The sequence below is a fragment of the Bacillus sp. BSL6 genome (genome assembly GCF_052928345.1).
Genome location: NZ_JAVGCW010000006.1, coordinates 1 through 26,579 on the forward strand (window position 1 = coordinate 1; position 26,579 = coordinate 26,579).

Annotated in this window: 32 protein-coding genes and 1 tRNA gene; 8 read left to right on the forward strand and 25 right to left on the reverse strand. The window is 36.8% G+C overall.

Annotation, left to right across the window (positions count from 1 at the left end; genetic code table 11):
- Positions 1-30 precede the first annotated feature (30 nt).
- The 12 genes from RCJ96_RS19065 to RCJ96_RS19120 form a co-directional block, all read right to left on the reverse strand.
- Positions 31-264: a mersacidin family lantibiotic gene (locus RCJ96_RS19065; protein WP_000033704.1), complete on the reverse strand. Its 234-nt coding sequence runs from the start codon at positions 262-264 to the stop codon at positions 31-33.
- 31 nt (positions 265-295) lie between these two features.
- Positions 296-529: a mersacidin family lantibiotic gene (locus RCJ96_RS19070; protein ID WP_416504768.1), complete on the reverse strand. Its 234-nt coding sequence runs from the start codon at positions 527-529 to the stop codon at positions 296-298.
- Positions 530-560: 31 nt separating this feature from the next.
- Positions 561-794 (reverse strand): mersacidin family lantibiotic, encoded by a 234-nt coding sequence (locus RCJ96_RS19075; RefSeq protein WP_000033704.1) that lies wholly within the window; start codon positions 792-794, stop codon positions 561-563.
- Between the two features lie 31 nt (positions 795-825).
- Entirely contained in the window at positions 826-1,059 is a 234-nt protein-coding gene (locus RCJ96_RS19080) for a mersacidin family lantibiotic (RefSeq protein WP_000033704.1), read from the reverse strand.
- 662 nt (positions 1,060-1,721) lie between these two features.
- A complete protein-coding gene (locus RCJ96_RS19085; RefSeq protein ID WP_416504767.1) occupies positions 1,722-2,633 on the reverse strand; it encodes a hypothetical protein in 912 nt (303 codons plus the stop codon).
- Between the two features lie 1,316 nt (positions 2,634-3,949).
- The gene (locus RCJ96_RS19090; protein ID WP_416504766.1) at positions 3,950-4,306 is read right to left on the reverse strand and encodes a hypothetical protein; all 357 of its coding nucleotides are present in this window, start codon (positions 4,304-4,306) and stop codon (positions 3,950-3,952) included.
- 16 nt (positions 4,307-4,322) lie between these two features.
- Positions 4,323-4,931 (reverse strand): hypothetical protein, encoded by a 609-nt coding sequence (locus tag RCJ96_RS19095; RefSeq protein WP_416504765.1) that lies wholly within the window; start codon positions 4,929-4,931, stop codon positions 4,323-4,325.
- Positions 4,932-4,952: 21 nt separating this feature from the next.
- Positions 4,953-5,351 (reverse strand): phBC6A51 family helix-turn-helix protein, encoded by a 399-nt coding sequence (locus RCJ96_RS19100; RefSeq protein WP_446699832.1) that lies wholly within the window; start codon positions 5,349-5,351, stop codon positions 4,953-4,955.
- Positions 5,338-5,607, reverse strand: coding sequence for a helix-turn-helix domain-containing protein (locus RCJ96_RS19105; RefSeq protein ID WP_416504763.1), 270 nt, complete (start codon positions 5,605-5,607; stop codon positions 5,338-5,340). Before RCJ96_RS19105 ends, RCJ96_RS19100 begins: the two co-directional genes overlap by 14 nt.
- Before the next feature lie 1,954 nt (positions 5,608-7,561).
- Entirely contained in the window at positions 7,562-7,924 is a 363-nt protein-coding gene (locus RCJ96_RS19110) for a GIY-YIG nuclease family protein (protein WP_416504762.1), read from the reverse strand.
- A 959-nt stretch (positions 7,925-8,883) separates the two neighbouring features.
- The gene (locus RCJ96_RS19115) at positions 8,884-9,864 is read right to left on the reverse strand and encodes a tyrosine-type recombinase/integrase (protein WP_416504761.1); all 981 of its coding nucleotides are present in this window, start codon (positions 9,862-9,864) and stop codon (positions 8,884-8,886) included.
- 229 nt (positions 9,865-10,093) lie between these two features.
- Positions 10,094-10,169 (reverse strand) — tRNA-Arg (locus RCJ96_RS19120).
- A 205-nt stretch (positions 10,170-10,374) separates the two neighbouring features.
- Here RCJ96_RS19120 and RCJ96_RS19125 point away from each other — a divergent pair.
- The 8 genes from RCJ96_RS19125 to clpP all read left to right on the forward strand — a co-directional run bounded on the left by RCJ96_RS19125 (position 10,375) and on the right by clpP (position 14,961).
- Positions 10,375-10,581: a DUF1657 domain-containing protein gene (locus RCJ96_RS19125; RefSeq protein WP_000216166.1), complete on the forward strand. Its 207-nt coding sequence runs from the start codon at positions 10,375-10,377 to the stop codon at positions 10,579-10,581.
- A gap of 93 nt (positions 10,582-10,674) precedes the next feature.
- The gene (locus tag RCJ96_RS19130; RefSeq protein ID WP_001228539.1) at positions 10,675-11,160 is read left to right on the forward strand and encodes a YhcN/YlaJ family sporulation lipoprotein; all 486 of its coding nucleotides are present in this window, start codon (positions 10,675-10,677) and stop codon (positions 11,158-11,160) included.
- Positions 11,161-11,190: 30 nt separating this feature from the next.
- A complete protein-coding gene (spoVAC, locus tag RCJ96_RS19135) occupies positions 11,191-11,667 on the forward strand; it encodes a stage V sporulation protein AC (protein ID WP_000095399.1) in 477 nt (158 codons plus the stop codon).
- Entirely contained in the window at positions 11,668-12,684 is a 1,017-nt protein-coding gene (gene spoVAD / locus RCJ96_RS19140; protein ID WP_000938965.1) for a stage V sporulation protein AD, read from the forward strand.
- Positions 12,681-13,031 (forward strand): stage V sporulation protein AE, encoded by a 351-nt coding sequence (gene spoVAE, locus RCJ96_RS19145; protein WP_000575919.1) that lies wholly within the window; start codon positions 12,681-12,683, stop codon positions 13,029-13,031. Before spoVAD ends, spoVAE begins: the two co-directional genes overlap by 4 nt.
- 9 nt (positions 13,032-13,040) lie before the next feature.
- Positions 13,041-13,247 (forward strand): DUF1657 domain-containing protein, encoded by a 207-nt coding sequence (locus RCJ96_RS19150; protein ID WP_000215900.1) that lies wholly within the window; start codon positions 13,041-13,043, stop codon positions 13,245-13,247.
- A gap of 20 nt (positions 13,248-13,267) precedes the next feature.
- Positions 13,268-14,137 carry a DUF421 domain-containing protein gene (locus RCJ96_RS19155; protein WP_277507605.1) on the forward strand — a complete coding sequence of 290 codons (870 nt, stop codon included), beginning with the start codon at positions 13,268-13,270 and terminating at the stop codon, positions 14,135-14,137.
- Positions 14,138-14,379: 242 nt separating this feature from the next.
- On the forward strand, positions 14,380-14,961 hold the full coding sequence (clpP, locus tag RCJ96_RS19160; RefSeq protein ID WP_001049162.1) for an ATP-dependent Clp endopeptidase proteolytic subunit ClpP: 582 nt from the start codon (positions 14,380-14,382) through the stop codon (positions 14,959-14,961).
- A 516-nt stretch (positions 14,962-15,477) separates the two neighbouring features.
- On the opposite strand, the gene RCJ96_RS19165 is transcribed toward clpP, so the two are convergent.
- The 13 genes from RCJ96_RS19165 to RCJ96_RS19225 all read right to left on the reverse strand — a co-directional run bounded on the left by RCJ96_RS19165 (position 15,478) and on the right by RCJ96_RS19225 (position 26,557).
- Positions 15,478-15,726 carry an HPr family phosphocarrier protein gene (locus RCJ96_RS19165; protein WP_000250307.1) on the reverse strand — a complete coding sequence of 83 codons (249 nt, stop codon included), beginning with the start codon at positions 15,724-15,726 and terminating at the stop codon, positions 15,478-15,480.
- Between the two features lie 23 nt (positions 15,727-15,749).
- Complete coding sequence (whiA, locus tag RCJ96_RS19170; protein WP_000006561.1) at positions 15,750-16,700, reverse strand: DNA-binding protein WhiA; 951 nt, start codon at positions 16,698-16,700, stop codon at positions 15,750-15,752.
- An 89-nt stretch (positions 16,701-16,789) separates the two neighbouring features.
- Complete coding sequence (locus RCJ96_RS19175) at positions 16,790-17,743, reverse strand: gluconeogenesis factor YvcK family protein (RefSeq protein ID WP_000712175.1); 954 nt, start codon at positions 17,741-17,743, stop codon at positions 16,790-16,792.
- A 3-nt stretch (positions 17,744-17,746) separates the two neighbouring features.
- A complete protein-coding gene (gene rapZ / locus RCJ96_RS19180) occupies positions 17,747-18,628 on the reverse strand; it encodes an RNase adapter RapZ (protein ID WP_000138457.1) in 882 nt (293 codons plus the stop codon).
- Positions 18,629-18,648: 20 nt separating this feature from the next.
- Complete coding sequence (locus tag RCJ96_RS19185) at positions 18,649-19,107, reverse strand: NUDIX hydrolase (RefSeq protein ID WP_001190080.1); 459 nt, start codon at positions 19,105-19,107, stop codon at positions 18,649-18,651.
- A gap of 228 nt (positions 19,108-19,335) precedes the next feature.
- Complete coding sequence (locus tag RCJ96_RS19190) at positions 19,336-20,142, reverse strand: DUF368 domain-containing protein (protein WP_000455203.1); 807 nt, start codon at positions 20,140-20,142, stop codon at positions 19,336-19,338.
- Between the two features lie 165 nt (positions 20,143-20,307).
- Positions 20,308-21,264 (reverse strand): thioredoxin-disulfide reductase, encoded by a 957-nt coding sequence (gene trxB, locus RCJ96_RS19195; protein WP_001288072.1) that lies wholly within the window; start codon positions 21,262-21,264, stop codon positions 20,308-20,310.
- Between the two features lie 84 nt (positions 21,265-21,348).
- A complete protein-coding gene (locus tag RCJ96_RS19200; protein WP_000517738.1) occupies positions 21,349-22,860 on the reverse strand; it encodes a tetratricopeptide repeat protein in 1,512 nt (503 codons plus the stop codon).
- A gap of 145 nt (positions 22,861-23,005) precedes the next feature.
- Complete coding sequence (locus RCJ96_RS19205) at positions 23,006-23,512, reverse strand: acyltransferase (RefSeq protein WP_070807161.1); 507 nt, start codon at positions 23,510-23,512, stop codon at positions 23,006-23,008.
- Positions 23,513-23,535: 23 nt separating this feature from the next.
- Positions 23,536-24,186, reverse strand: a complete 651-nt coding sequence (ppaX, locus tag RCJ96_RS19210) for a pyrophosphatase PpaX (RefSeq protein ID WP_074606649.1) — start codon at positions 24,184-24,186, stop codon at positions 23,536-23,538.
- Between the two features lie 67 nt (positions 24,187-24,253).
- Positions 24,254-25,066 carry a prolipoprotein diacylglyceryl transferase gene (gene lgt / locus RCJ96_RS19215; RefSeq protein ID WP_074606647.1) on the reverse strand — a complete coding sequence of 271 codons (813 nt, stop codon included), beginning with the start codon at positions 25,064-25,066 and terminating at the stop codon, positions 24,254-24,256.
- A 24-nt stretch (positions 25,067-25,090) separates the two neighbouring features.
- Entirely contained in the window at positions 25,091-26,020 is a 930-nt protein-coding gene (gene hprK / locus RCJ96_RS19220; RefSeq protein WP_001127250.1) for an HPr(Ser) kinase/phosphatase, read from the reverse strand.
- A 156-nt stretch (positions 26,021-26,176) separates the two neighbouring features.
- A complete protein-coding gene (locus tag RCJ96_RS19225; protein ID WP_001267308.1) occupies positions 26,177-26,557 on the reverse strand; it encodes a phage holin family protein in 381 nt (126 codons plus the stop codon).
- Positions 26,558-26,579 lie beyond the last annotated feature (22 nt).

Consider the following 26,579-nt stretch of genomic DNA (forward strand, 5'->3'; position numbering starts at 1 on the left):
TCATTCATCCTCTCGTTTTGGTTTTTTATTTTATTTACAAATCTTAATTGACGTTGTTAACCCGATAATGACTCCCACACAAAGTGGTGTTGTTTCTGGTTGTACATCTGATGCCCCTTGGATTTCCGCTAACTCTTCTTCGCTTAATTCATTTAATGCTTTTCCCGATGGGTGTTTCGGTAAATCTTTTAACTTCTCTCTTACTTGTGGATCTTTCCACGCCTCTACTAACTCTTCTTTTGTGAACTTGTATCCTTTTGACATTTCATTCATCCTCTCGTTTTGGTTTTTTATTTTATTTACAAATCTTAATTGACGTTGTTAACCCGATAATGACTCCCACACAAAGTGGTGTTGTTTCTGGTTGTACATCTGATGCCCCTTGGATTTCCACTAACTCTTCCTCACTTAATTCATTTAACGCTTTTCCTGATGGGTGTTTCGGTAAGTCTTTTAACTTCTCTCTTACTTGTGGATCTTTCCACGCCTCTACTAACTCTTCTTTTGTGAACTTGTATCCTTTTGACATTTCATTCATCCTCTCGTTTTTGTTTTTTATTTTATTTACAAATCTTAATTGACGTTGTTAACCCGATAATGACTCCCACACAAAGCGGTGTTGTTTCTGGTTGTACATCTGATGCCCCTTGAATTTCCGCTAACTCTTCCTCACTTAATTCATTTAACGCTTTTCCCGATGGGTGTTTCGGTAAGTCTTTTAACTTCTCTCTTACTTGTGGATCTTTCCACGCCTCTACTAACTCTTCTTTTGTGAACTTGTATCCTTTTGACATTTCATTCATCCTCTCGTTTTTGTTTTTTATTTTATTTACAAATCTTAATTGACGTTGTTAACCCGATAATGACTCCCACACAAAGCGGTGTTGTTTCTGGTTGTACATCTGATGCCCCTTGAATTTCCGCTAACTCTTCCTCACTTAATTCATTTAACGCTTTTCCCGATGGGTGTTTCGGTAAGTCTTTTAACTTCTCTCTTACTTGTGGATCTTTCCACGCCTCTACTAACTCTTCTTTTGTGAACTTGTATCCTTTTGACATTTCATTCATCCTCTCGTTTTTTCTATTTATTTATTTGTTTGTTGTTCTCTACAGTTATAAATTTACAAGATTTAAACTTTTTAGATAACTTCGCAAAATTGCATATTTTTAACATTTTTAAAATAAAAAAATTCCTAACCTACAAAATGTAAGTTAGGAATCTCAGTTCTAAATTCAAGATTAAAGAAACAATAATTGACTAACGATAATATCAAAAAGACCCTTTGCACATGGTATTTTTACTTACCACATACAAAGGGCCTCTGCACAACACAAAATAATATTAAAGTTTATATAACGCGCCCAGAGGGATTCGAACCCCCGGCAGACGTGGTACCGGAAACCACCCGTTAATTTTCACGTGAAATATCAGTAAAAACAAGGTATTTCCTTATATATAATGTAGAAATAATCTTTTTAGACATGAACATACAACGTTATGTATGCAAATATATTTCGATTATAAACGCTTTCTTTCCTTTTTACAATAACGAGTACACGCTTCCTCTTCATTATCTTATTTTCATCTGATAGATTAATTCCGTTCCAATCTAACAATCCGTATCTTCTACAAGTGCCATACGCACCACACACTTTCTATTTGTCTGTATCAATCGATTTCTTGACACACAAAAAGAAACCTTTTTAAATAAAAGCCGCGATTATTTCGCGACTTCTTGTAAAATATCTTCAACGTCAATCCCTTGATTTTCACATAAAGCTATCATTGCAGAAATAACCGTAGGAAATTCATGTCTCTTAATAACCTTTGGATATGTAACACCTTTTTTCCCACTTCTAATAGCCCGTGTTTTTCTTGATTTTAAGTTGATTCCTGGTGTCACTTTACACAGCAGATGATTTTGAAGGTCCTTCCACGCCATCTGATAATTCCCTCCATTTGCTTTGCCATACCTAGTTGTTAAGTTTTGGAGTACCTTTTCTGGAGTTTTAAAAGCCACTTCCTCTTTAGCTAACACCTTGATAACCTTTTTTTGTTCCTCTAGCTTCGTTTCAATTTCAGCAATATGACGATTTTTGAACGCCATTAAATCGGTTACGGCTTGTGCTAATGCGTTAATATCTCCCTTCGTAAACGCTTGACCTACCGCAAGTTGTAGCGATTGTTCTTCGTTAATGTCCGCGACTTTAACTTCTTTTGTCGTCTTCTCTTCAATGTTCAATAATTGGGTACGAACTTCTTTTGCAATTTCTGAATCGCGAAGTAACATTCCAACTCTTAAAATTGCACGACGAGAGAAAAGATTTACCCCTCTTTTAGAAATTCTTAACTCACTCACAATGAGTGGATTTGTTTTTTCTTTTACTTCAGCATAACTAGTAAAAACAACGCCATCGCCTTCAATTTCTGTACGATTTCTATCTACAATATTTTGTATTGTTTGTGCTTTTACCTCGTAAAAGTCCGCAACTTGCTTTGTTGTCGCCATTCCTAAATTGGGTAATAGTAATAAACCTTTCACTTTTTCCAATACGTCCACACGGTTCATGTGTGATTCTCGAATATTAGCGTCAATAATGAATGCTTCTTCGTTTTTAATAATTGTAGTCATAATAAAATTCCTCCGAAAGTGTTTTTTGTCCTTACACTTTCTATTTGTCCGTGGCGGTCGATTTCGTGACATTTATTTTTAAATTTTACTGATAATCAAACGGGCTTCCCGCCTTCGGATGAAAAATATATTATGTATTGTTGATATGCCCTACACGGCAAACTAAGAGGGGGCGTCACCCGTTGCGGGGTTCTTCGCCATTCTTCGATTCATTACACATATATTTTGTTTGTGAAATGGCTTCTTTATGAAGGTTTGTAGATAAAGAGAAGTAAATAATGAAATTTTGAATGTTAATAATCAAATGAATCAATTCGAATAAAGAAGATATTGAAAGGTTCGAATGAAAATTCAATCCAAATAAAAAATTATTAAATCAATATCAATGAATGATAAGTAGACAACTCTCATTGCTGTTCCATACACAGGACGTACGAAACATATGTAATAGTAATAGCATTCATTAGTAATCATTGTGTTGCGGGGATACTGGGATTCGCTATCCATAATGAGATACGATAACCAATGCGTCATAGCGTTGCTTACATGTTATTCGATAGTGATAGATAAGTAATGATACATAGGTGTAGTCGTCCTGCTTCCCTCCTGCTGTGTCCTTGCACATAACAAATGCCATGCCGCTTGGAATGCCGAGTTACAAACGATGTACGGCGTGTTAAATAAATCACCCCATTTGAAATATACTACCCGTTCATTTTACATACCCCCTGTTAATGCATCGCCCCTTTAATTTTAATAATAAGAAACTTGCATATTGATATTGGTTAAATGAACGAAAATAACCCACGAAAGAATTTTCAGTTTATTCATTGTGTAGCGAAGAAACTAAAGAATCCCTTCTTTGAAAACGTTGATTTAACAACAATGAATAAAATATTGCATAATGAAAAACTAACAACAAAATAACAATCCCTTGATAAAAGGGCATTTCACTATCTTTTAGTTTACATAACCAATGTTATAGGCAGTCATTTTGAATATGTCATTCATTAACATACAAATGTAACCTGTAAAGAGACCTAATATCTTTCCCCATCCTTTCACACTTCCTTTTATCCCCATTATTCGTAATTACCTACAAATCCAGTAATGATATAGGTTTCTTCGGCTTCGCTACTCAAATATCAAAACAAAATCTGTTACGTATATGGGACGGATTATGCGTATTTACAACGTAACGTGTCTAGCGTCCTCATAGCAATGTCCTAACGTTTCCTAGATTAATAGCACTCATTTGGATACAAAAAAAAGAGGAACAACCGCTATGTGCCGTCGTCCCTCGTATATACGCCCTATTAAATTAAACCAACTGATTCAGCTTGTTCTAAGTGTGCTAAACGTTGCATATTCGCTTCAAGTTTCTGCTTTTGCATGTGTTCTTCGTTTGCCTTCTGTGCTTTCGCTTCCAACTCTGCCAAACGCTTCATTTTTGCTTCAAGTAAATCTTGTTGTTGTCGTTCTTCACGTCGTGACGTGCTGTCGCCATACGCTTGACGCATATTAAGAAATGGATTCCCAAAACTTAGGGCCATTTCTTCCGCTTGTTGTTGTTTACGTGCTTCTAGTTGTTGTACCACCGTTGTTTTTTCTGCGTCGGTAAGTCCTTTGTTATAACCAATTGATAATAATTCGATTGCTGATAATCTATTCATTAATAATTCCTCCTAATTAGTATGCTTTTCGCATATAAGTTGTTTCGTATTGTCTAGTTGGATACGGTAAAGTACCTCCATACGCCGTGCCAATTTCTTGTGGTGTGACATACGGCGAATAACGGTTCTCTCCGTCCGCTACTGGATACGGATAAACAATTGTTGCTGTTATGTCTATTGGATTTTGACCAATACATTTCATGATGCCATCGTAAAGACTCACATCTGCAAACGTATCGTCCGCTAATCCCTTTAATGCCATTACATTCTTTAGATACTCTACTTTTAGGCGTTTAATCTCACTTGCAAGACCCTCTTGTCGGTCTTTACCCGATTTCAGAACCGCCAATCGTTCACGTAACAGGTCGTCCCGCATTGATTTTAATTCTGATAGAAACGTATCATTAAGACGATTCAATTCCGTTTCAACGGTCACTTTCTCCGATAAGTGTTCGTTTAACGTCCCTTGAAGGCTTTCATTCCCCGACGCAATCTCACTTTGAAGATAAGCTATTTCATCGTTTAACTGCATAAGACGAATATGTAGCTTATTGCGTTCCGCTGCCGTCTTTTGTACGACGCTTTCCGCTTGTGCTAATACTGTTTTATTAGTTGTTGTTGACATAAAATTAATCCCCCCCGTAATTTAATTGACGTGTTCGCTAAGAATTCTGTCTAATTCCGCAATCATGTCGTCCGTAAATCCTTCTTCTTTGATTGTAATTGCTTGTTTTGTTTGGATTTCAGCGACGTCTTTAAGTCGTCCTGTTGATTTTAAATATAGTTCCGTCCACTTTGGTGATTTCCCCGATACCGCGTTTTTAACTAACGTTTCCATAACGGATTCGTACGCATCATTAATAAGACGTCTTCGTAATTCCTTTTCCATTTCGACCCATTCCAGACGTTGACGCCAATTGTAAATAGTTCGACGGTCTAGTTTCATATCTTTTGCGATAGCTGTTAACGTTTCGCCCGCCCTTTGTCTCTCGAATATTTGTGTTAGGACTTCTAATTGTGGTGGTGTAAGTTTACGCTGTTTCAAAGAAACCACTTCCTTCTTTTTGTTCAACGAACATATTAATTACAACGATTTCTTCCACCGAATAACCTAGACTAACAAGTCCTTTTGCAATACGGTGATTCGCATGTGGCGTAATCTTGCGACGTCCCTGTTCAATCTTGTTCAAAAGTGCTTCGCTTATGTAACACTTTTTTGCTAATTCATTAACAGAAACACCTTTGATATTTCGTAAGAATTTCACCGTTTTTCGATTGATTCTAAATGTATTAGTTTCCATGTATTGTGACCCCCGTGTTTATATGTAAATTTGATTGTGTTAAAAGGAAAAAGGACAAACATGACTCCTACATCACGTCTGCCCCGTTTAGGAAGGATTTGTTACCAATAGTAATAACTCTATCTGAAATGATTGGTTGCGGAAGTAGCGTAATACTCCCTCACCCTTAAGACCGGCTAACGGCAAGTTTAACAAGAAGAATTGATACAAAATGTGAAAATATTTTTGGACATAAAAAAAGAACCCCGCTTAATCGCAAGGCAAGAGGGAAAGTTATGAAGTTAAAATAATCCAGCAACAAAGACGTAAGGTACTCCTAGTTCGTTATCTTCTTGTTTGTTGATACGTTCTCAAATATCTTTTGTCTTTTAACAAAATTGCCGAAGGCTACGAGAACGAAGTTCGAGTATATGTTTGAATTCTTCTTCAACGAAATATCGTTAGACTTATTCATTAAAGATAAAAGATTATAAGCTAAAGCTTAATGCTAAAGCATTTTGTTTTTAATAACGTTTATTTATAACGTTTAACTCTCTCTATATAGTAGTCCCGTCTATCAGCCTTTTTAACAAGAAAAGAAATGTTACAATTACGTTAAGATTTTTTTATACGCTTTCATCATTGTTATATCAACGTTTAAAACTATATTCTAAAAACACGTTGTTCTTGTGGGATTTTTCGTCATTTTTCAGATTCTCACGTAACCGTAATTTAACAATCCCACACGTTTGGTCATGCTTAAATCTTGTGATTAACGGTATATCAAGGGTTTACACCCCTTCACTATTCACTATCAAGCACACGGCACAAAGGAATGTGATTAGCCTAAGAAACGAAATATTTTACATAGTGAATAATAAATAAACAAATTGAAACTCCATAATAATAATCTTTTTCTATAATAGTTACCTTTCAATATGTAGCGAGGAACGAAAGTATATGTATAATATTTAATAAACTAAAATTGATAAATGTAATCGTTTTTTAGAACAGATTATCGTTTCATGTCTGTTCTTTTTTGCGTGATGCTAGAGAAATAACTTCCTCCAGCATTTGCCGTTTCATGACAAAAAATAGTGTTCACTTTTTTAAAAATAAGGTTAAATTCGTTGACGACTTTTTTGAAAAGCACTTTATTGACATGAGTTTTAGAATGTTGTTTCATAGTCTTTGTATCAAAAAGACCAATACGTATATGTCAAAAAGTAAAAGTTAAAAAAAAAGTATTTATACATATATCGTGTGTCTTATTTTGAAACGTAATATAATAGCAACAACAGCAAATTCTCTATTACATATAAGTTACCATTTCTCAGTTATATAAATGTTTTCATATAACTGAGAATTTATTCTTTTTTTCACTAGGTAATTTACGCTACAATAATAGAGTAAAGAAAAAAGCCTTTCGTATTGGCGTACGAAAAGCTTTATAGAAAGTAGGTGAGTTTTATGGACACAACTACAATCATTGCATTATGTGCAATATTCAGTGTCGTACTAGGCATAGTAACGTTGGCGACGACTATTCTAGTAGCTTTCATTAACTCAAAGAAACAATAACCTTATATCTTTACCTAAAGCATCTCAGTGTTGGCTGCACTTGAGGTGCTTTTTTATACACTAACCTAAAATATTACCTAAGTAATATCCGAAAACGGATAGAAATAATCAGACGAACCTATCCATGTTACTTAGAATACAAGCGTTCGTCAAGATTGAATCAAAATCGATTTCGCATCTTCATTATACATATAAAGTTTAGTGTTTTTCAATATTTCAACTCAAAGTTTACAAATGCAAACATTAATCCGGCTAGGCAGTCCTCTCTGCCCTATTCTAACCAAAACCCCTATTTTAAATCACCAAGATTCGTATTATAACGCTATTAACTTTACCTTTATGAGTAGTTAGGTTATTAAATGTCTTCTAACGTACAATAATTTAGTATCTCCCTTTATAAACCCCTTATCCAATCTTCCCTTTTCTTTTTCAATTCCCCTTTATTAGCTGATTCATTACCCTCAACATTTCCAATTGGATTATATAAGTTAATAGCATACATTTCATAAATCTTCCGGTCTTTCCTAGCACAATAAAAAACATCAACAGAATGAAACACATGATGGAATCTCCTTGTAGTACCACCCTTACCAGTCATATGTTTAGTAAGTCTTTTCCTTAAATTCAAAGACTCCCCAATATAAACAATTTGCCCATGTAAATCCCTTATAAAATAAAAACCTGAATCCGAGTTTACTGTATGAATTTCTGATACAGGGATACTTAAAGAACTCTTAGGAATATCAATCTTTATCAAAATTATCCCCCCGTTTCTAATCTAATTCTCTTTATAACCTAATCCTATGATATACTCATTATAAGTTAGGGAATCACTATCCCCTCTATGTACTTATTTTTTATCTATTCATTTTGGCGTTTGGTCTTTAAGACTAGATGCCCTTTTTCGTTTTCCCCTATATAATTCTTACTCCATATATCATTTAAGCCCCATTTTCATCTATCTTAGTTAGTGTTAGTCACTATAATTTTCCTCTATCCGTCGCTAGTGGTAGAAAGGATTTTAAATCCCTTAAAATCTCTTGACGGTTTTAAACGCCTTTTGACATGGTGAAGCGGAGATTGTAGAAACGGCTGATAGCATAGTTATCCCCTAGTTTTCAAAGTTAAAAATAACTGAGAAAGCTAGAAAGGATAAGTACTATACATGGCTTGCGTTATGCAGTGTCCGTATGCGTAGCCCTATTCACTCAGCGATTTTCACCGCATACACCCTTTAACAATGGCTTGTCCCTTGCATATCGTCCCACAATGACAAACTGAATGTATTTCCTAGCACCGTAATGCTAACAATATCCCACCGAACCTTTTAGAGAATCGTCCCTAGGCAAGTTCTCACCTTACCCCCACCGAATGAATAGGAATCCAGTAAGAGGGGCTGTTTTTGTAGGCGTATACTCTGTACCCCCTGCACGACTAACAGCAAGCCACGCCGTAACACGTTCCCGCTAAATGTATGGTAGCACGGAATTACGGCTTATCAGTTTTTATTTACGTGGTATCAGGCAATTCCACGTTCGGAATTACCGCACACCAACGCCACTAATCACCTAAAAAAGGCAATAAGAAACTAGACCTCTTGCATTATATTTTTTTAAAATTTATAATGGAGGTGCTGAATGTACGGAATATCCGTTATTTAGTTTTAAGCTGAATTGTTTTGAGTCTCCGATTGCCGTCGGGGACTTTTTCTTTGTTCTAAACCTCTAGATTGTCGTTATTACTAGCTTTCATGTACTGTTCAACTACGTGAGTATCTGAATAACTTAAATACACTTGTGTAGTCGATAAATCACTATGACCCAAAATAAGACTTAATGTTCGTATATCTCCACCATTTTTTAAAAAGTTAACGGCAAAAGTGTGGCGTAAACTATGTGGTGAACATCTACATTCTTTCGTCAAACTTGCTTCCTTCCCATAATAGTTCATTCTTTTTCGTATATGGTCAGGATTCAAAGGGTCACCAAACGAGTTAACAAATACAGATGTTCCTAGTCCTTCAAAATACTCTCCTGTTTCTGTTACTAGTTGGGCTAATTCATTTTGAACTTTTTTAGACATCGGAATCACTCGACTCTTTCGGTTCTTGTTTTTCCTACCCGGTAATAAAATAACCCCGTTATCAAAGTCAACGTCGTCGATTTCTAAAGCATTAATTTCGTTAATACGTAAACCACATTTAAGCATTACTAACATGGCTACATAGTCCCTATATCCTGCATAAGAGGTCTTATCGACCATCGCAAATAGACGTTTTATTTGATTGTCGGTCAAAGTATAAATCTTTTGTTCATCGACTTTTAATTTTCTAACACCCATCACGGGATTGTTTTCGATAACCGTTTCTTTTTCTAAACGATTAAAAATCGCCCTAATAGCAGACAATCGAATATTAACCGTTACAGGCGATAACTTTCTAATTTTCAATAGATGATTCACATATTTCCTTATATCTTCTTTCGTAACTTCGGTAATGAGTTGACGATTAATAACATTAATGAACTCCGACCAAAACATTCTATAATCGCTTATAGTACGTTCTCTATATCCTTCTGACACATAGATATCCATAACACGTTCTAACGCCCTATTAACCGTTATAGAAGGCTTAAAAAGAACGATATCTGTATCAACATCACGACGCTTTCCAATCGCACGCCTTTTAACTCTTTTCATAACGAAAAAACCCCCTATACACGATTATTTCTAATCACATACAAGGGGTTTCCCTAATCTTACTACTATTTTTTCTACGTGTTATTAACGTTATTGAGTGACACTTACTTAATATCATAAACCCTTCCGTTTTAGACTAGAACGTGTCATAGTAACGCTAAATGTATGACGGTTATCCAAAAGCTTTCGCAAAGGAATGTATATACAGTAAGGCTTTCACGGTATTTAACGCGCCCAGAGGGATTCGAACCCCCGGCAGACGTGGTACCGGAAACCACCGCTCTATCCGACTGAGCTATGGGCGCATGATAATAGAAAACACTTCATTTTCTTCTCATAATAATAGCAATAAAATTCATCTAAATCAATAAAAATATCCCCGTAATCCTTTATGCCGCTTAGTTATGAGTATATTAACAAAGCACTCACCCCTAAATTTTCCAATCATAAATTCAACCCAACTCACAAATTATAATCTTTGAATTGATATTCCAAAGGGGGCTTCATTCAATGACTGTAATTACAAAATTAAAGCAAACTGTTTCTGGATTAAAAAGTGCACAAGCTAGCTTAGAGGGATTCGCTCTTGATACGGATAACCAACAAGCTAAGCAACTTTTCCAAACAGCTGCGCAGCAAACACAAACGATTATCGATTCTTTAAACCCACGTGTTGAAGAAGTCCAACAAGAAGAACCACAATACTCACAGCAATAACGGATTCGTCATGCTGTGAAATAGAAAAAGGATGATATGCAGTCATCCTTTTTCTATCACATTACATATTGCAATAGAAATGGAATGATAATTATGCGAAAACTCGGCCTCATAACCGCATTATTTGCCCTTCTATTTAGCTCTTTTACCGGATGTGATAATAGTCCTTTAGATAAAAAAGTGAAAGAAGAAGCAAAACGAACGGAGAAAGAGAAAGGTCCTAAATTAACAAAGATGAGTACGGAATCCTTTAATCAATCTATATCACAAGGAGCGAAGAAAAGGGCTCTCGCTATGGATGGGATTATAAAAAGCGCGGCAGTAAATTCAAATTTAGATCTCTACATAGCAGTTATACCGGAGCATCACGAAAGGTTTGGATTAAAACCTCTTCGTAAGAAGCTTCAAAAGCAGCTAAGTGATGAGCATCCTACTTTCGATGTTCGTGTCAGTACAGATAAAAAAATCTTTATGTTACTCGAAAAACTCGAAAGAAAAATTAAGGAAAAAGAAGTATCTAAAGATGAAATTAATAAACAATTAAAATTCATTGGTAAAAAAATGGAGTCTAACACTTAACGCTTTTTTTTAAGAAAAGGAAGGATCGCAATGTCTAGTAAAGATAAAAACTTAACCCCTGTACAACAGGAGTATAAAAAATTCGAACAAGAACGAGAACCGAAGCGCCCTGTCTTGAAAAATTGTATAAAAGCCTTTTTCGTCGGCGGTTTTATTTGCTTCATCGGACAACTCATTTCTACTTTTTACATCACATATTTTGATTTCACTGAACGCTCAGCAGGAAATCCAACAGTCGCAACTCTCATTTTCATCTCCATGTTATTAACTGGATTTGGTATATACGATCGGTTTGGTCAGTTTGCCGGAGCAGGCACAGCTGTACCTGTCACTGGATTTGGTAACTCCGTTATTGCCGCATGTATCGAACACCGCACAGAAGGTTTTGTACTCGGCGTTGGTGGTAACATGTTTAAATTAGCTGGTTCTGTTATTTTATTTGGTGTATTTTCCGCTTTCGTCATCGCACTTATTAAAACGATTCTCGTTCAATGGGGAGGGCTATAAATGTTACAAGGACACCGAACGTGGGTATTTGAAAACAAACCAGTTATTATTTCGACAGGAGTCGTTGGCGGGCCGTTTGAAGCAAAAGGCAAAATTCCAGAAGACTTCGATACCCTCCATGAAGATTTATGGCTCGGACAAGATTCCTATGAAAAAGCACATAAAATTTTGTTCGAAGAAGCTTGTAGCCGCGCTACTGAAAAGGCAAAACTTCGTAAAGACGATATTCAATTTGTACTCGCAGGCGATTTAATTAATCAAATTACCCCTACAAGCTTTGCTTGCCGTACACTGGGCACTCCTTATCTCGGACTATTCGGCGCTTGTTCTACTTCTATGGAAGGTTTAGCACTTGGAGCAAGTATCGTAAATGCAAAAGGCGCAAAATATTTATTAACTGGTGCATCCAGTCATAATACAGCTGTAGAAAAACAGTTCCGCTATCCTACCGAATATGGTGGGCAAAAACCACCTACCGCGCAGTGGACAGTAACCGGAGCAGGAGCTGCTATTTTAAGCGATACTGGACACGGTCCTAGGGTAACATCTGCCACAATCGGACGAGTGGTTGATATGGGATTAACAGATCCATTTAATATGGGAGGTGCAATGGCTCCAGCTGCCGTTGATACAATTGAAGCCCATTTACGCGAACGACAAATTGATGCCTCCTACTACGATTTAATCGTAACGGGTGACCTCGGACATGTAGGACGCGAAATTGCTTATGACTTATTACATAAACACGGAACGAAAGTAACGAGCGAACAGTTTCAAGATTGCGGGCTGCTCATTTATAGAGAAGGGCAACCTGTCATCGCTGGCGCTAGTGGACCAGGGTGTTCCGCAACGGTCGTATACGGTCACTTATTAAACCGAATGAAAAGAGGAGAGTTTAATAAAATACTTGTCGTTGCGACAGGCGCTTTACTATCTCCACTTACATTCCAACAAGAAGAAACGATTCCGTGTATCGCTCACGCCGTTTCGATTGAATTTGGAGGTGCAACGCAATGATTTTTTTCTGGGCTTTCGTCATTGGCGGACTTATATGTGTAATCGGCCAACTTATGTTTGATGTTGGAAAGCTAACACCAGCTCATACAATGGCAACACTCGTTGTTGCTGGAGCTATATTAGATGGATTCAATTTGTATGAACCATTAATTGATTTCGCTGGAGCTGGGGCAACTGTACCTATTACAAGCTTCGGTAATGCCCTCGTTCACGGTGCAATGGAAGAAGCTGCAAAACATGGCATCGTTGGCGTTATTACCGGCATGTTTAAAGTAACAAGCGCTGGTGTATCCGCAGCTATTATTTTCGGCTTCATCGGAGCATTGCTATTCAAACCGAAAGGATAAGGTGTTCGTATGACAGTTATCGCTAGCGTCAAAACCTGCCTTGCTAGTGTAAGGGGCGCTCAAGCAAGTTTGAGCTCCCTTTCACTACATTCACAGGATGCAGAATCAAAACGTGTATTTCATGAATGTATGTTAGAAATGGACAGCATCATCGCTGATTTACAAAATAGAGTTTCAGTATTAGAACGTGAAGAACCTCAATATAAAGGGTTTTAAGTAGACTGGAGGAAATGACTATGTCTCACCTGCCGGAATGGACACTTGTCATTCTTCGCTCTGTATTCATATTAATCATTTTATTCACTATTACAAAATGCTTAGGAAAAAGGCAAATCTCCCAACTTTCCTTTTTTGAATACATAGCAGGAATGACAATCGGTGACATCGCTGCCCAAGTATCTACAGGGCTCGATTCAAAATTTTTTCACGGCGTCTTTGCGATACTCATTTTCGCTGTGGTACCTTTTTTAACAGGAATCCTTTCTTTAAAGAACAAAACAGCTCGGGACTTCTTTGAAGGGAAATCTACCGTATTAATAAAAGATGGAAAGATACTCGAAGACAACTTAAAGAAAGAAAAATATACAAGTGACGAATTACTGGAACTTCTTCGTGGAAAAGATGCCTTCAGCGTAGCTGATGTTGAATTTGCTGTACTAGAACCGAGCGGAGAATTAAATGTATTATTAAAGAAAGATCGCCAACCACTCACAGCAAAAGACATCGGTTTAAAAGTAGCAAACGAAAAAGAACCACAAACTGTTATTATGGATGGCAATGTACTAGATGAACCTCTTTCAGCAAGCGGACATAACCGAGCTTGGTTACATTCTGAGCTCGAAAAACTCGGTGTTGTCATTGAAAACGTCTTTCTCGGTCAAGTGGATTCATATGGACAACTTACTATCGACATTTATAATGACAAACTACAAATGCCTTCTCCTCAAAACAAACCTTTATTATTGGCATCTTTAAAAAAATGTCATGCTGATCTTGAACTATTTTCTTTAGAAACAAAGTCGAAATCAGCAAGCGAAATGTATAGTAAAAACGCGAAACAAATCGAAAAGATTTTAAATAAAGTGACCTATCTTTTAAAAGAATAGATATCGAAAGAACGCTTCAGTAAAAAAGGCGTTCTTTTCTTTTTTTCTACAGTTTTTATAACGTTTAAATTTATGTAATTCGGTTATGATGTTGAAGATACATAAGCAGGGAATTTCAAAAACATAGCGAATATTTCATGGTACAACTACATATTTTTTTGATTTAAAGTGGTTTCGTTTGACCTTTATTGACCATAATTGTATTATAAGACTAAGAAAGCTTTATAAGGAGGAAATAACAGATGAATTTAATTCCTACAGTAATTGAACAAACAAATCGTGGAGAACGCGCTTACGATATTTACTCTCGACTATTAAAAGACCGCATCATTATGCTTGGTAGCGCAATTGATGACAACGTAGCTAACTCAATCGTTTCCCAGCTTTTATTCTTGGAATCTCAAGATCCAGAAAAAGATATTCATATCTACATCAACAGCCCTGGTGGTTCTATCACAGCAGGTATGGCAATTTACGATACAATGCAGTTTATTAAACCGCAAGTATCAACAATCTGTATCGGTATGGCTGCATCTATGGGTGCATTCTTACTTGCAGCAGGTGAAAAAGGAAAACGTTATGCACTTCCAAACAGTGAAGTAATGATTCACCAACCACTTGGTGGGGCACAAGGTCAAGCGACTGAAATCGAAATCGCTGCTAAACGTATCCTATTCTTACGTGAAAAACTAAACCAAATTCTTGCTGACCGCACAGGTCAACCTCTTGAAGTACTACAACGCGACACAGACCGCGACAACTTCATGACAGCAGAAAAAGCTTTAGAATACGGTTTAATCGATAAGATCTTTACAAATCGTTAATAACTAAAAGCGAAAGCGGCTCGTTCAGCTCTGACTGGCTAAGGTTCTTTCGTATAAAAGGCGCTTTTTGCCTTCTTATGCGGAAGGTTCTTAGACACGAAGAGCTAGCCGCTGGAGCTAGATATAACTAAAAGCGAAAGCGGCTCGTTCAGAATCGCAGGGCGATGGAGCCCCTGATTCCGAGGCGCTTTTTGCCTCGAATGAAGGGGCGAAGCGACCGGAGATTCTAACCGCTGGAGCTAGATACAACTATAAAAAAGCGCCCTATTACAGGGCGCTTTTTTATAGTTAAATCTCCGCACGAACATACCCCACTCAGTATCCCTCTAAATATATCGGCTATTTTTCAAATATATCGACCGTAACTCCAATTATATCGGCGATTATTTTAATATATCGACGTTTCGACACAACTTATCGACTTACCGACAATTCTCGACAAGAACGCATACCCCACATACCCCCACCAACAAGCCCCAAACAACAAAAAAGCTATCGCACATGCGCGATAGCTTCTTATTGTACATATGCAGCTAGTGCCTCTAAAGCCTCTTCTGCATCCGAACCTTCTGTTGTAATTGTTATCATGCTACCAGTTCCAATTGCTAAGCTCATAATCCCCATTATGCTCTTTGCATTTACTGTCTTCCCATCTTTTTCGATGAAGATATCTGCATGAAAGCGATTTGCCTCTTGTACAAACAACGCAGCCGGACGTGCTTGTAAACCGTTTTTTAATGAAACCTGAACTCTTTTTTGAACCACAGCTCCATTTCCCCTTTAACCTCTTATTTTTTTGCTACCGTTTCCCCCGCGCGTAATTTCTCTGCAATATCATCAATTTTACGCAAACGATGATTAATACCCGATTTACTAATTTTCCCCCCGGATACCATCTCACCTAACTCTTTCAATGTTACATCTTGATAATCTCTTCGTAATTGCGCAATTTCTCGTAGTTTATCCGGCAATATATCAAGACCAACCGTCTCATCAATATAACGGATATTTTCAATCTGCCTTAGCGCTGCACCAATTGTTTTATTTAAATTAGCTGTTTCGCAGTTCACTAAGCGATTTACAGAATTACGCATATCACGTACGATTCGAATGTCTTCAAATCTTAAAAGTGCATTATGAGCACCTATAATATTTAAAAACTCTGTAATCTTTTCTGCTTCTTTTAAATACGTAATGTACCCTTTTCTTCTTTCCAACGTCTTACTATTTAAATCAAATCCGTTCATCAGTTCACATATAGCATCATTATGTTCCTTATATAACGAAAAGATCTCTAAATGATAAGATGATGTTTCTGGGTTATTTACTGAACCACCTGCTAAAAATGCACCGCGTAAATACGATCGTTTACAACATTTCTTCTCAATTAATTCTTGTGATATATTTCGAATAAATGAAAAGTCGTCTCGAACGATATGAAGATCAGCTAATATTTCGCGTGACTTCTCAACAAGCCTTACGATATATACATTGTTTTTCTTCAATCGCATTTTTTTACGAACAAGCAATTCTACCGTCACGTCATATCCTTTTTTCAAAAGCGTATAAATCCTTCTTGCAATTGCCGCATTCTCCGTTTGAATATCGATTGATAGACGACGATTTGAAAAAGAAAGCGATCCGTTCATGCGAAGTAACGCTGATAATTCTGCTTTCTCACAACATTCCTTCATCTCCAGATTCGTCAACTCTTTCTTTGTTTCTGATGCAAATGACACAGTCAACACCTCCTTATACGATTATTGTGGAACAAAAATCTTGTCCTATATGAAATGAGGAGCGTTACCTCAAACGAGGCAACGCACATCTACAACAGTGAATATAAAATAGAAGCTAGTTTTAATGTATCGTGTCTTACAACACGGTCATCATACTTCGCTAATTGATCTTGAATCACATTAATATTATTTTCAGTAAAACGCTCTTCATCTACTACAACTGGCGCTGACATTTCTTCCTCATATAACTGACGTAATTCACAAGGAATATCACGGTTATTTACAATTGCAGTATCAATAAATGGTTCACCTAAATGATCATGTAACGCCTGCACATGATCAAACGCAGTATATCCCATCGTTTCACCAGCTTGCGTCATAACATTACACACATATACCTTCTTTGCTTTTGCAGCAAGAACAGCGTCCCCAATTTTGTTAACAACTAAATTCGGTAATATACTCGTATACAAACTTCCTGGACCGAAAACAAGTAAATCAGCTCGTTTAATTTCAGTCAACGTTTCATGTAACGGCTCTACATCTTCTGGAGTTAAAAAGACACGGTTAATTTTCTTTCCGAAATAAGGAATCTTTGATTCACCTGTTACAATTTCTCCGTCTTCTAGTTCCGCATGTAGTACTGCACTTTGATTCGCTGCTGGTAATACACGTCCTCTAACATTTAAAACTTTACTCGTTTCTGTAATAGCATGGAAGAAGTCTCCTGTAATCGAGGTCATACCTGCCAATAATAAATTTCCTAACGCATGACCTTTCAGCCCATCTCCCGTTGTGAAACGATGCTGGAATAAAGCTTCCACCAGTGGCTCTACATCTGATAACGCAACAAGTACGTTACGAATATCACCTGGGGGTGGAATTTCTAGCTCATCACGTAATCTACCTGAACTGCCACCATCATCAGCGATTGTAACAACTGCTGTAATATCAACCGGATATTGTTTTAATCCTCGTAATAAAACAGAAAGTCCCGTTCCGCCTCCCATGATAACAATTTTAGGTTTTCTCTCTTTTTTCATCCCTTAATGACCCTTTCTCTTCTCCACATCACGATGAGATACATGAACGCTATACTCTGGTTTCAGATGTTTTCCAAGGTATTCTGTAAGCGTAACAGAACGATGCTGTCCACCTGTACATCCAATTGCAATTACAAGTTGACTCTTGCCTTCTCTTTTATAATGAGGCAGCATGAAAGTGATAAGATCAGTCAATTTCTCTAAAAACTTATGCGTCTCATTAAATTTCAGCACATACGATGAAACTTCTTCATCTAGTCCTGTTAATGGCTTCATATGTGGAATGTAATATGGATTTGGTAAAAAACGAACATCAAATACTAAATCTGCATCAATTGGAATACCGTACTTAAATCCAAATGACATAACATTTACACGAAATGCTTGCTCAGTTTCAGTTGAAAATAGGTGAACAATTTTTTCACGTAATTCTTTCGGTTTTAAATCAGATGTATCAAGCACAATATTCGCGCGTGCCTTCATATCTGTTAATAAATTACGCTCTGCTTCGATTCCCTTTAACGGCAGACCAGTTGGTGCAAGTGGATGCGAGCGTCTCGTTTCTTTATAACGAGTTACAAGTGTGCTATCTTTCGCATCTAAGAATAAAATATGAGGAATAATCCATGTACGTTCTGATAAATCATCAAGCGCTTCCCATAAATGTTCGAAAAACTCTCGGCCACGTAAATCAATACCAAGTGCTACTTTATTCATTTTTCCTTTTGAATCCGCCATAAGCTCAATAAACTTTGGCAATAACATCGGTGGTAAATTATCCACACAGAAATATCCTAAATCTTCAAAACTTTGTAAAGCTACTGTCTTTCCAGCTCCAGACATTCCTGTAATAATTACCATTTTTATATCATTATTCTCTGTCATCGTATCCTCTCCTTGACGGTTTAACTCGGATCTAATCGATATGAAAGCAACTCAAAATCTGGGGTATATACAAATGTACCGTAGATTATGCCATTTCCTTTAATTAAATAATCAATAATGTGATAATCTCCTGGTGCCATTGCTAAATCATCAATTTTATCAAATGTATGCCAACCAATGATGCCTTCTTCGCTCTCTAGTTTGTTTTCTCCTGCAAAATCTGTCGCTAAAAAGGAGAACATCATCCATTCAGAAACAACTTTATCACCTTCTTGGATGACAAAGGTGAAGACCCCCTTTAACGCTGGGTTCTTTAAATAAATACCTGTTTCTTCACGATACTCGCGAACAACGGAATCTCTTACAGTCTCACCACGCTCCATTTTCCCGCCTGGTGCAACCCACCAATTCCGGCGAGGTTTTTGGAGTAAGAGTACTTCATTATCTCTAATTAACACACAGTTTGTCACTCTTTGCATGTTTCTTCACCTCAGCTACTTGCAGCAAATTTCTCACTGCATACTCATTTCATTATACTATCAAAAACAGTTTGCTACAACGAAGGAGCCAGTCCCCCTTTCGCTAAGCACTGCTACTCAACAATTTTAAAAAAGCTTTTTATAACAAGCAATGTAAATGCCTGGACTTTCCGTGAATAGCATGAAAAATCCCCTTAACGACTTTTATCGCCAAGGGGACTCCAGCCCTTACTTCTTACCGAAATAAGTAACAATCGCAAATCCTAAAATAAAGGTAATAATTGAACTTATAATTGAAAATCCTCCAGTTGGAATACCAGGGAACACAATTACAATCGAACCGATAACTAGTCCAATAATTGCCGCAAATGTCATACTTTTATATCGATCTAATAAGAAACTAATTCCTTTACTACTTACAACGAACCCTACCATAACGCCAGCACCAATAACTGCAATTAAAGGTAAGTTGAGGGTAGTTAAAGCATTAATTGCTGTCGGATATACACCAATAATTAATAAAATAAACGATCCGCTAATTCCAGGAAGTAACATCGCCATACTAGCCATCCATCCTGCGAAAAATAAACCAATTGCATTTAAAATTGTTAACGTCGTAATTGGATCTGCTGTCTTATCTGGTTTAAAGAAAGCTGTGATCGCAACAAGAATTGCTGCAACGATTAATAAAACAATATGCTTACCTTTAAACGACGACTTTGCATCAGCTTCTCTCATTAACATCGGTAATATACTAATAATTAAACCGAGGAAGAAAAATTGAGTCGGTTCATAATGATTTGCAAGTAAATATTTAATAACATGACTTAACGTTAAAAACGCTGCTGCCACACCAGCTGCAAGTGGAATTAAAAATCCTAAATGTTTTTTCCATTCACGACTAAAGAATCCGCTAATTGCCGCAAGCAATTGTTCATAAATCCCTAACACAACAGCGATTGTACCGCCGCTCACACCAGGAATTAAATCACTAACGCCCATACAAAATCCACGATATATATTACGCCATTCCATACTGAATAAATTCCTCATTTCTTATAGTGATTTTTTCCGTAAAGTCCAGTATATCAATAAGAAAGCTTATAATCCCAATATTTTTTGACAAAACTTTGACATTTTCACACAAAAAAAGAAGAAAGCTCCTATCGGTAGCTTTCTTCTCAAAAGGTATGTTATCCCTTATTTTTCTGATACGGTTTTTAGTTCTTCTAATAATTCTTCTACGTAATGTTGTGCACTTTGTGCTGCAATACTACCATCACCTGTTGCAGTTACAATTTGACGTAGCATTTTTTCACGAACATCACCTGCTGCGAAAATACCAGGAACTTTCGTTTCCATACGCTCGTTTGTTTCAAGGTAACCATTTTCATTTGTAATACCTAGTTCAACAAATGGTTTTGATAGTGGTAACATACCGATGTATACGAATACGCCGTCAGTTTTGACTTCTTTCTCTTCTCCACTGTTTACATCTACAAGTGTTACACTTCCTACTTTACCATTTGCTTCGTTAATTTCTTTTATCGTGTGGTTCCAAATGAAGTCTACTTTTTCGTTTTGGAAAGCACGATCTTGTAAAATTTTCTGTGCACGAAGCGTGTCACGACGGTGAACGATCGTTACTTTTGATGCGAAGCGTGTTAAGAACACACCCTCTTCAACAGCAGAATCTCCGCCGCCGATAACTACAAGTTCTTTACCTTTAAAGAATGCGCCATCACATACCGCACAATATGATACACCGCGGCCGCCAAGTTCTGTTTCACCTGGTACACCAATTTTTTTATACTCTGCACCACTTGCAACGATAATTGCACGTGCTTTATATTCTTTTTTACCAGCAATAATTGTTTTGTATTCTTTACCATCGATGACTTCTTTCACATCACCGTATGCATATTCAGCACCAAATTTCTTCGCATGCTCGAACATTTTATTTGATAAGTCTGGTCCTAAAATAGACTCATAACCTGGGTAGTTTTCTACATCTTCTGTATTTGCCATTTGCCCGCCTGGAATACCACGCTCAAGCATTAATGTGCTTAAATTTGCACGAGATGTATATACTGCAGCTGTCATACCAGCTGGTCCTGCACCAATAATAATGACATCATAAATTTTTTCTTCTGACACACTATTCACTCCTATCCATTCCTACACAATTAAGTTACCCTCATTATACTGTTCGCATCATTTTTTTCCCAATGATTTGCTTATCTATGTGTGCGTACGCTTAACAGCTTGCACATACTTTCGAACAGTCGCTACAGATACATTATACACATCTCCGAGCTCCGACTGTGTCATCTTATTTCCTTGTTCACTGCGTACGATATATTCAACCGCAGCTGACCAGCCGTATACATTTGTAAAAACTGCCCCAGATGTATATAAACGTATGAACGTACAAAACCAAAATTGTAAACACTCTTCGATTAATTCATCATCTTTTTTCGTATAATTGTATAAAGCATCCGCGATTCGCGCGCACTGTTCAAATTGCTGTAAATCAGCTGGAATACTCTTATGGCTATTCAGTAAAAAGAAATACTTTGCAAGTTGCGATACGATTGGAACACCATTCTTCGCCTGCGTTACATCAAAGAAGAATCCAACCTTCTCCGGCGTTGATAATTCATTCATTAAATATAAAGCTAGCATTTGTTCCTCTAGCGTCGCACTTTGCTGGAATGATTTTCGTAATTCTTCAAATAACACATTTTGTCCTTCATCCGCTAAATTCAATGCATTCCACGGTTCTTTTCCCTTTTTATCAGGGTGCAATTCTACAACATGTTGCCACATTTTTTCAGCTACTTGCTGATCTTTCACCATATACGCAGAATATGCAAACCAATAATAGAAACTAACGTCTCCTTCGTATCCTTGACGCTTTAATAATTTGAACCATTTATATGCAGGCTCGAAATGACCAATTGTTGCAAGTGTCGTCCCAAGTTTCAAACGATGTTCAAACGAAATCGGATATACCGAAACTAACTGAGCAGCTAACACCTCTACTTGTTTATGCTCTCCAATTGAATATAGAAAAATAAGTGTATTACAAAGCGCATGTATATTACCAGGATTTTTCTCTAAAATCATTTCCGTTAATTTCAGCGCCTTATCTACATTACCAGATTGAAAATGCGCAATGGCTAAATTATTATGCCCCGACCAAAATTCCGGATAATCTTTCGTAACAATTTCTAATGTAGCAATTGCTTCTTCCAATTGTCCGTTACGAATATAACGATTGGCTTCTTCCTGCATAACAATTAAATCATCTTCATCCTCAATCTCTTCCGCACCCATCGCTTCTTCTTCCATAATTTCAAGTAATTCTAATGTATCTTCAACAAATTCCTTCTCTTCTGCAACTTCTAAATAGCGATCCGCATACTTCTTCGCCTGCTGAAATAGACCCATATACGCATAATTATTTGCAATAAAATAATAACATTGTTCAAGTTCTGGATTAGATCTAACAAGCTTAAAGAAGGTTTGATTCGACTCTTGATATTCACCAGCCTCAGATAATACTGTTGCTAATTGACATAAAATAAACGGCTCCTTCTCGCTTTGTGCCGCTCTTCGAAAATATTTAATTGCATCTTGCAATTTTTGTCCTTTGTAAGCCCTCATCCCTTTTTTATAAAAGAAGTCCGCTAATTGATTAAAAGAGATAACTTGTCCGTTCTCCTTATATATTCTTTGATTTTTCCCCATATATCCTCCAGTTTTTTGTTTTCTTCGTTCACACATTCTTCTATCTATAAGTATAAACGATTCCGTAAAAAACAAAACAGTATATTATACTCAATTATTTCCTTTTTATTCATTAAAAAAGAAGAGAAATGTTACATTTTTAGCATCAACCTTCTCTAGCATCTATTTCTTCTTTTGTATAAATAACACGCATTGGATTTCCACCTACGAAAGCACCGCTCGGTACATCTTTATGAACGAGTGTGCCAGCTGAAACAATCGCACCATCTCCAATTTTCACACCTGGTAATATAGTCGTATTTGCTCCAATCATCACTTCATTTCCTATAACGATCTCTCCAAGTCGATATTCTCGAATTAAATATTCATGTGCTAAAAGCGTTGTATTATAGCCTATAATCGAATTTTCTCCCACAGTTATCTTTTCCGGGAACATAATGTCTGGCATTACCATAAGCGCAAACGATGTTTTCTTTCCTACTTTCATCCGCAAAAATGTGCGGTATAACCAATTCTTGACCGATAAAAAAGGTGTATAACGTGCAATTTGGATAATAATAAAATTCTTCATTACCTTCCAAAAAGACACTGTTTTATACACGTTCCATAATGAATTTTCTCCTGAAACAGGATAGCGCGTTGTCCGTCGCACTTAAATCGCTCCTCTACTTATCTTTACGAACGATTCATGTCGGACAAAATCGGCAATAAATCACTCATTTTATCTAGCATAAAGTCTGGCTTGTAAGCCTCTAAATACGCTCTACCTTTCAATGTCCATGAAACCGCAGCTGTTTTCGTACCCGCATTTTGTCCGCCAACAATATCATGATGATTATCCCCAACCATCAATGCTTCTTCCGGTTTCGCATCTAATAAATGAAGCGCTTTTTGAAGCGGTTCTGGATGTGGTTTCACATGCTCGACATCATCAATTGTCACGACAACATCAAAGAACTCATCAAGCTTCGATAACTTTAATCCCATCTCAACAGTTTGTCGTGCTTTCGTTGTAACAATACCAACCTTATAGCCTTGCTTTTTTAACTCTTGAACTGTTTCATATACAGTTTCATATTCTTCTACTAATTCATCATGATGATCATGGTTAAATTGACGATAACTCGTAATTAACTCTTCAACCTTACTTTCATCAATCTTACTGAAAGTATCATGTAAAGATGGACCGATAAATGGCAATACATCTTCACGCTTATATTGATCTGGATAATATGTATGTAAAGTATGTAAAAAAGAAGAAATAATAAGTTCGTTTGTATTAATTAACGTTCCATCTAAATCAAATAACACTGTATTTATTTTCATTGCCTTAGTCCTTTCTCTTTCCTGAATATGAAAGAAGCAGCATCTTATAATAAGATGCTACTTTTCTCTAATTTTCTAAATATCTTTTATCAGCTTGCCCCATTTTTCGTCTCACAATAATGAAAATAATAGAAATAACAACAAGTCCAATTGACATTACTTGTGCAATACGAAGCGGTCCTAGCATTAAACTATCTGTACGTAACCCTTCTACGAAGAAGCGTCCTATTGAATACCAAATTAAATATGTGAAGAATAATTCCCCACGGCGTAAATTCACTTTTCTTAATGCAAGTAATAGAATTACTCCCACAAAATTCCATAACGATTCATATAAAAACGTCGGGTGGTAGTACACACCATCAATGTACATTTGATTAATAATGAAATCCGGTAAATGAAGGCCTTCTAAAAACTGTCTCGTTACTTCATCACCATGCGCCTCTTGGTTCATAAAGTTTCCCCATCGGCCAATTGCTTGTCCTAGTAAAATACTTGGTGCAGCAATATCCGCCAACTTCCAGAATGAAACCCCGCGACGTTTCGCAAAAAGAATCCCTGTAATAACAGCTCCGATTAAACCACCATGAATCGCCAAACCACCTTGACGAATATTAATAATTTGACTCGGGTTTTGCGCGTAATATTCCCATTCAAAAATAACATAGTACATTCTCGCAAATAGAATAGCGATCGGTACTGCAATTAATACAAGGTCAACAAATGTATCTTTTGGAATACCTAGCCTTTCTCCTTCGCGAGTTGCTAGCCAAAGACCTAATAGCACACCTGTACCGATAATAATCCCGTACCAATAAACAGGAAACGGTCCAAGTTGGATAGCTACGCGGTCAAGCTGTGGTACAGAACCTAACAGCATATGTATGACCTCCCTCTCCAATGTTTACTCCTGATTTCCTAACTCAATCGCACTCATTAATCGTTCTGAGAACTGCTGTGCTGCATTGACTCCCATACGTTTTAAACGGAAGTTCATCGCTGCCACTTCAATAATAACAGCTAAGTTTCGACCAGGACGAACTGGAAGTGTAATCTTCGTAAGTTCTGTATCAATAATCTTCATCTTCTCTTCATCAAGACCTAAGCGATCATAATTTTTCTTTTGATCCCAAATTTCAAGATTAATAACAAGTGTAATACGCTTATAATTTCGCACTGCCCCTGCACCGAATAACGTCATAACGTTAATAATGCCTAGACCACGAATTTCTAATAAATGCTCAATTAAATCTGGTGAGCTTCCGACTAACATGTCTTCATCTTCTTGGCGAATTTCTACACTATCATCCGCAACAAGGCGATGACCACGTTTTACAAGCTCAAGAGCTGTCTCACTTTTACCGACACCACTTTGTCCTGTAATTAAAACACCAACGCCGTAAATATCTACTAACACACCATGAACAGCTGTTGTTGGTGCTAACTTACCTTCTAAATAATTTGTTAAACGACTTGATAATCTCGTTGTCGTTTGAGAAGAGCGTAATAAAGGCATGCCCGATTCACGCGATGCTTGCAGCAACTCATCTGGTACATCTTGATTACGAGTTACAATAATACATGGCGTCTCCTCAGTACAAAGCGCTTTCATTCTCTCTTGTTTTTGCTCTGACGTTAACGTGTCAAAGAACGTCAGCTCCGTCTTCCCAAGAAGCTGCACGCGATCAGCTGGATAATATGTAAAAAATCCTGCCATTTCAATTCCAGGTCGTGATAAATCACTTGTATCAATCGGACGATGAATTCCTTCTTCACCACTTATTAACTCCAATTGAAATTGTTCAATTAAATCTTTTGTCCTTACTTTCGGCATATGTATAAACCTCCACTCCGCTGCGGGTTCAGTCTCATTTGATGTAAAATTCCATTCTACCGGATATTGTACCATTTTTTTCTGGAAACAAGAAATACGGTTTCTAATAAATAGAAAAAAACATTTCATACATATCATGAAATGTTTTTCTTTTTGTCATTTTCTCTTTTTTTCATATAAAGGTTCCACAATTGCCTTTTCAATAATCATATTAAAAATTGAAATACAAATTGCCGCAACGATCGCTACACCGAAACCTGATATATTAAATGCGTCTCCTAATAATGAATCTGCTATTTTTAACGTAATCGCATTAATAACAATTAAGAAGAAACCGAAAGTTACAACAGTAATTGGTAGCGTAATTAAAATTAAAAACGGTTTTACAAACACATTTAAAACAGCCAAAATAATACTCGCAATAATTGCAGTTTGTATATTTGCTACGTAAAACGCGTCTGGTGCAATCCCTTTTAAAAGTCCCGATACAGCGATTAACACAACGCTATTTACAAGAAGTGATACAATCCATCTCATTTCTTTACACATCCTTTTAACA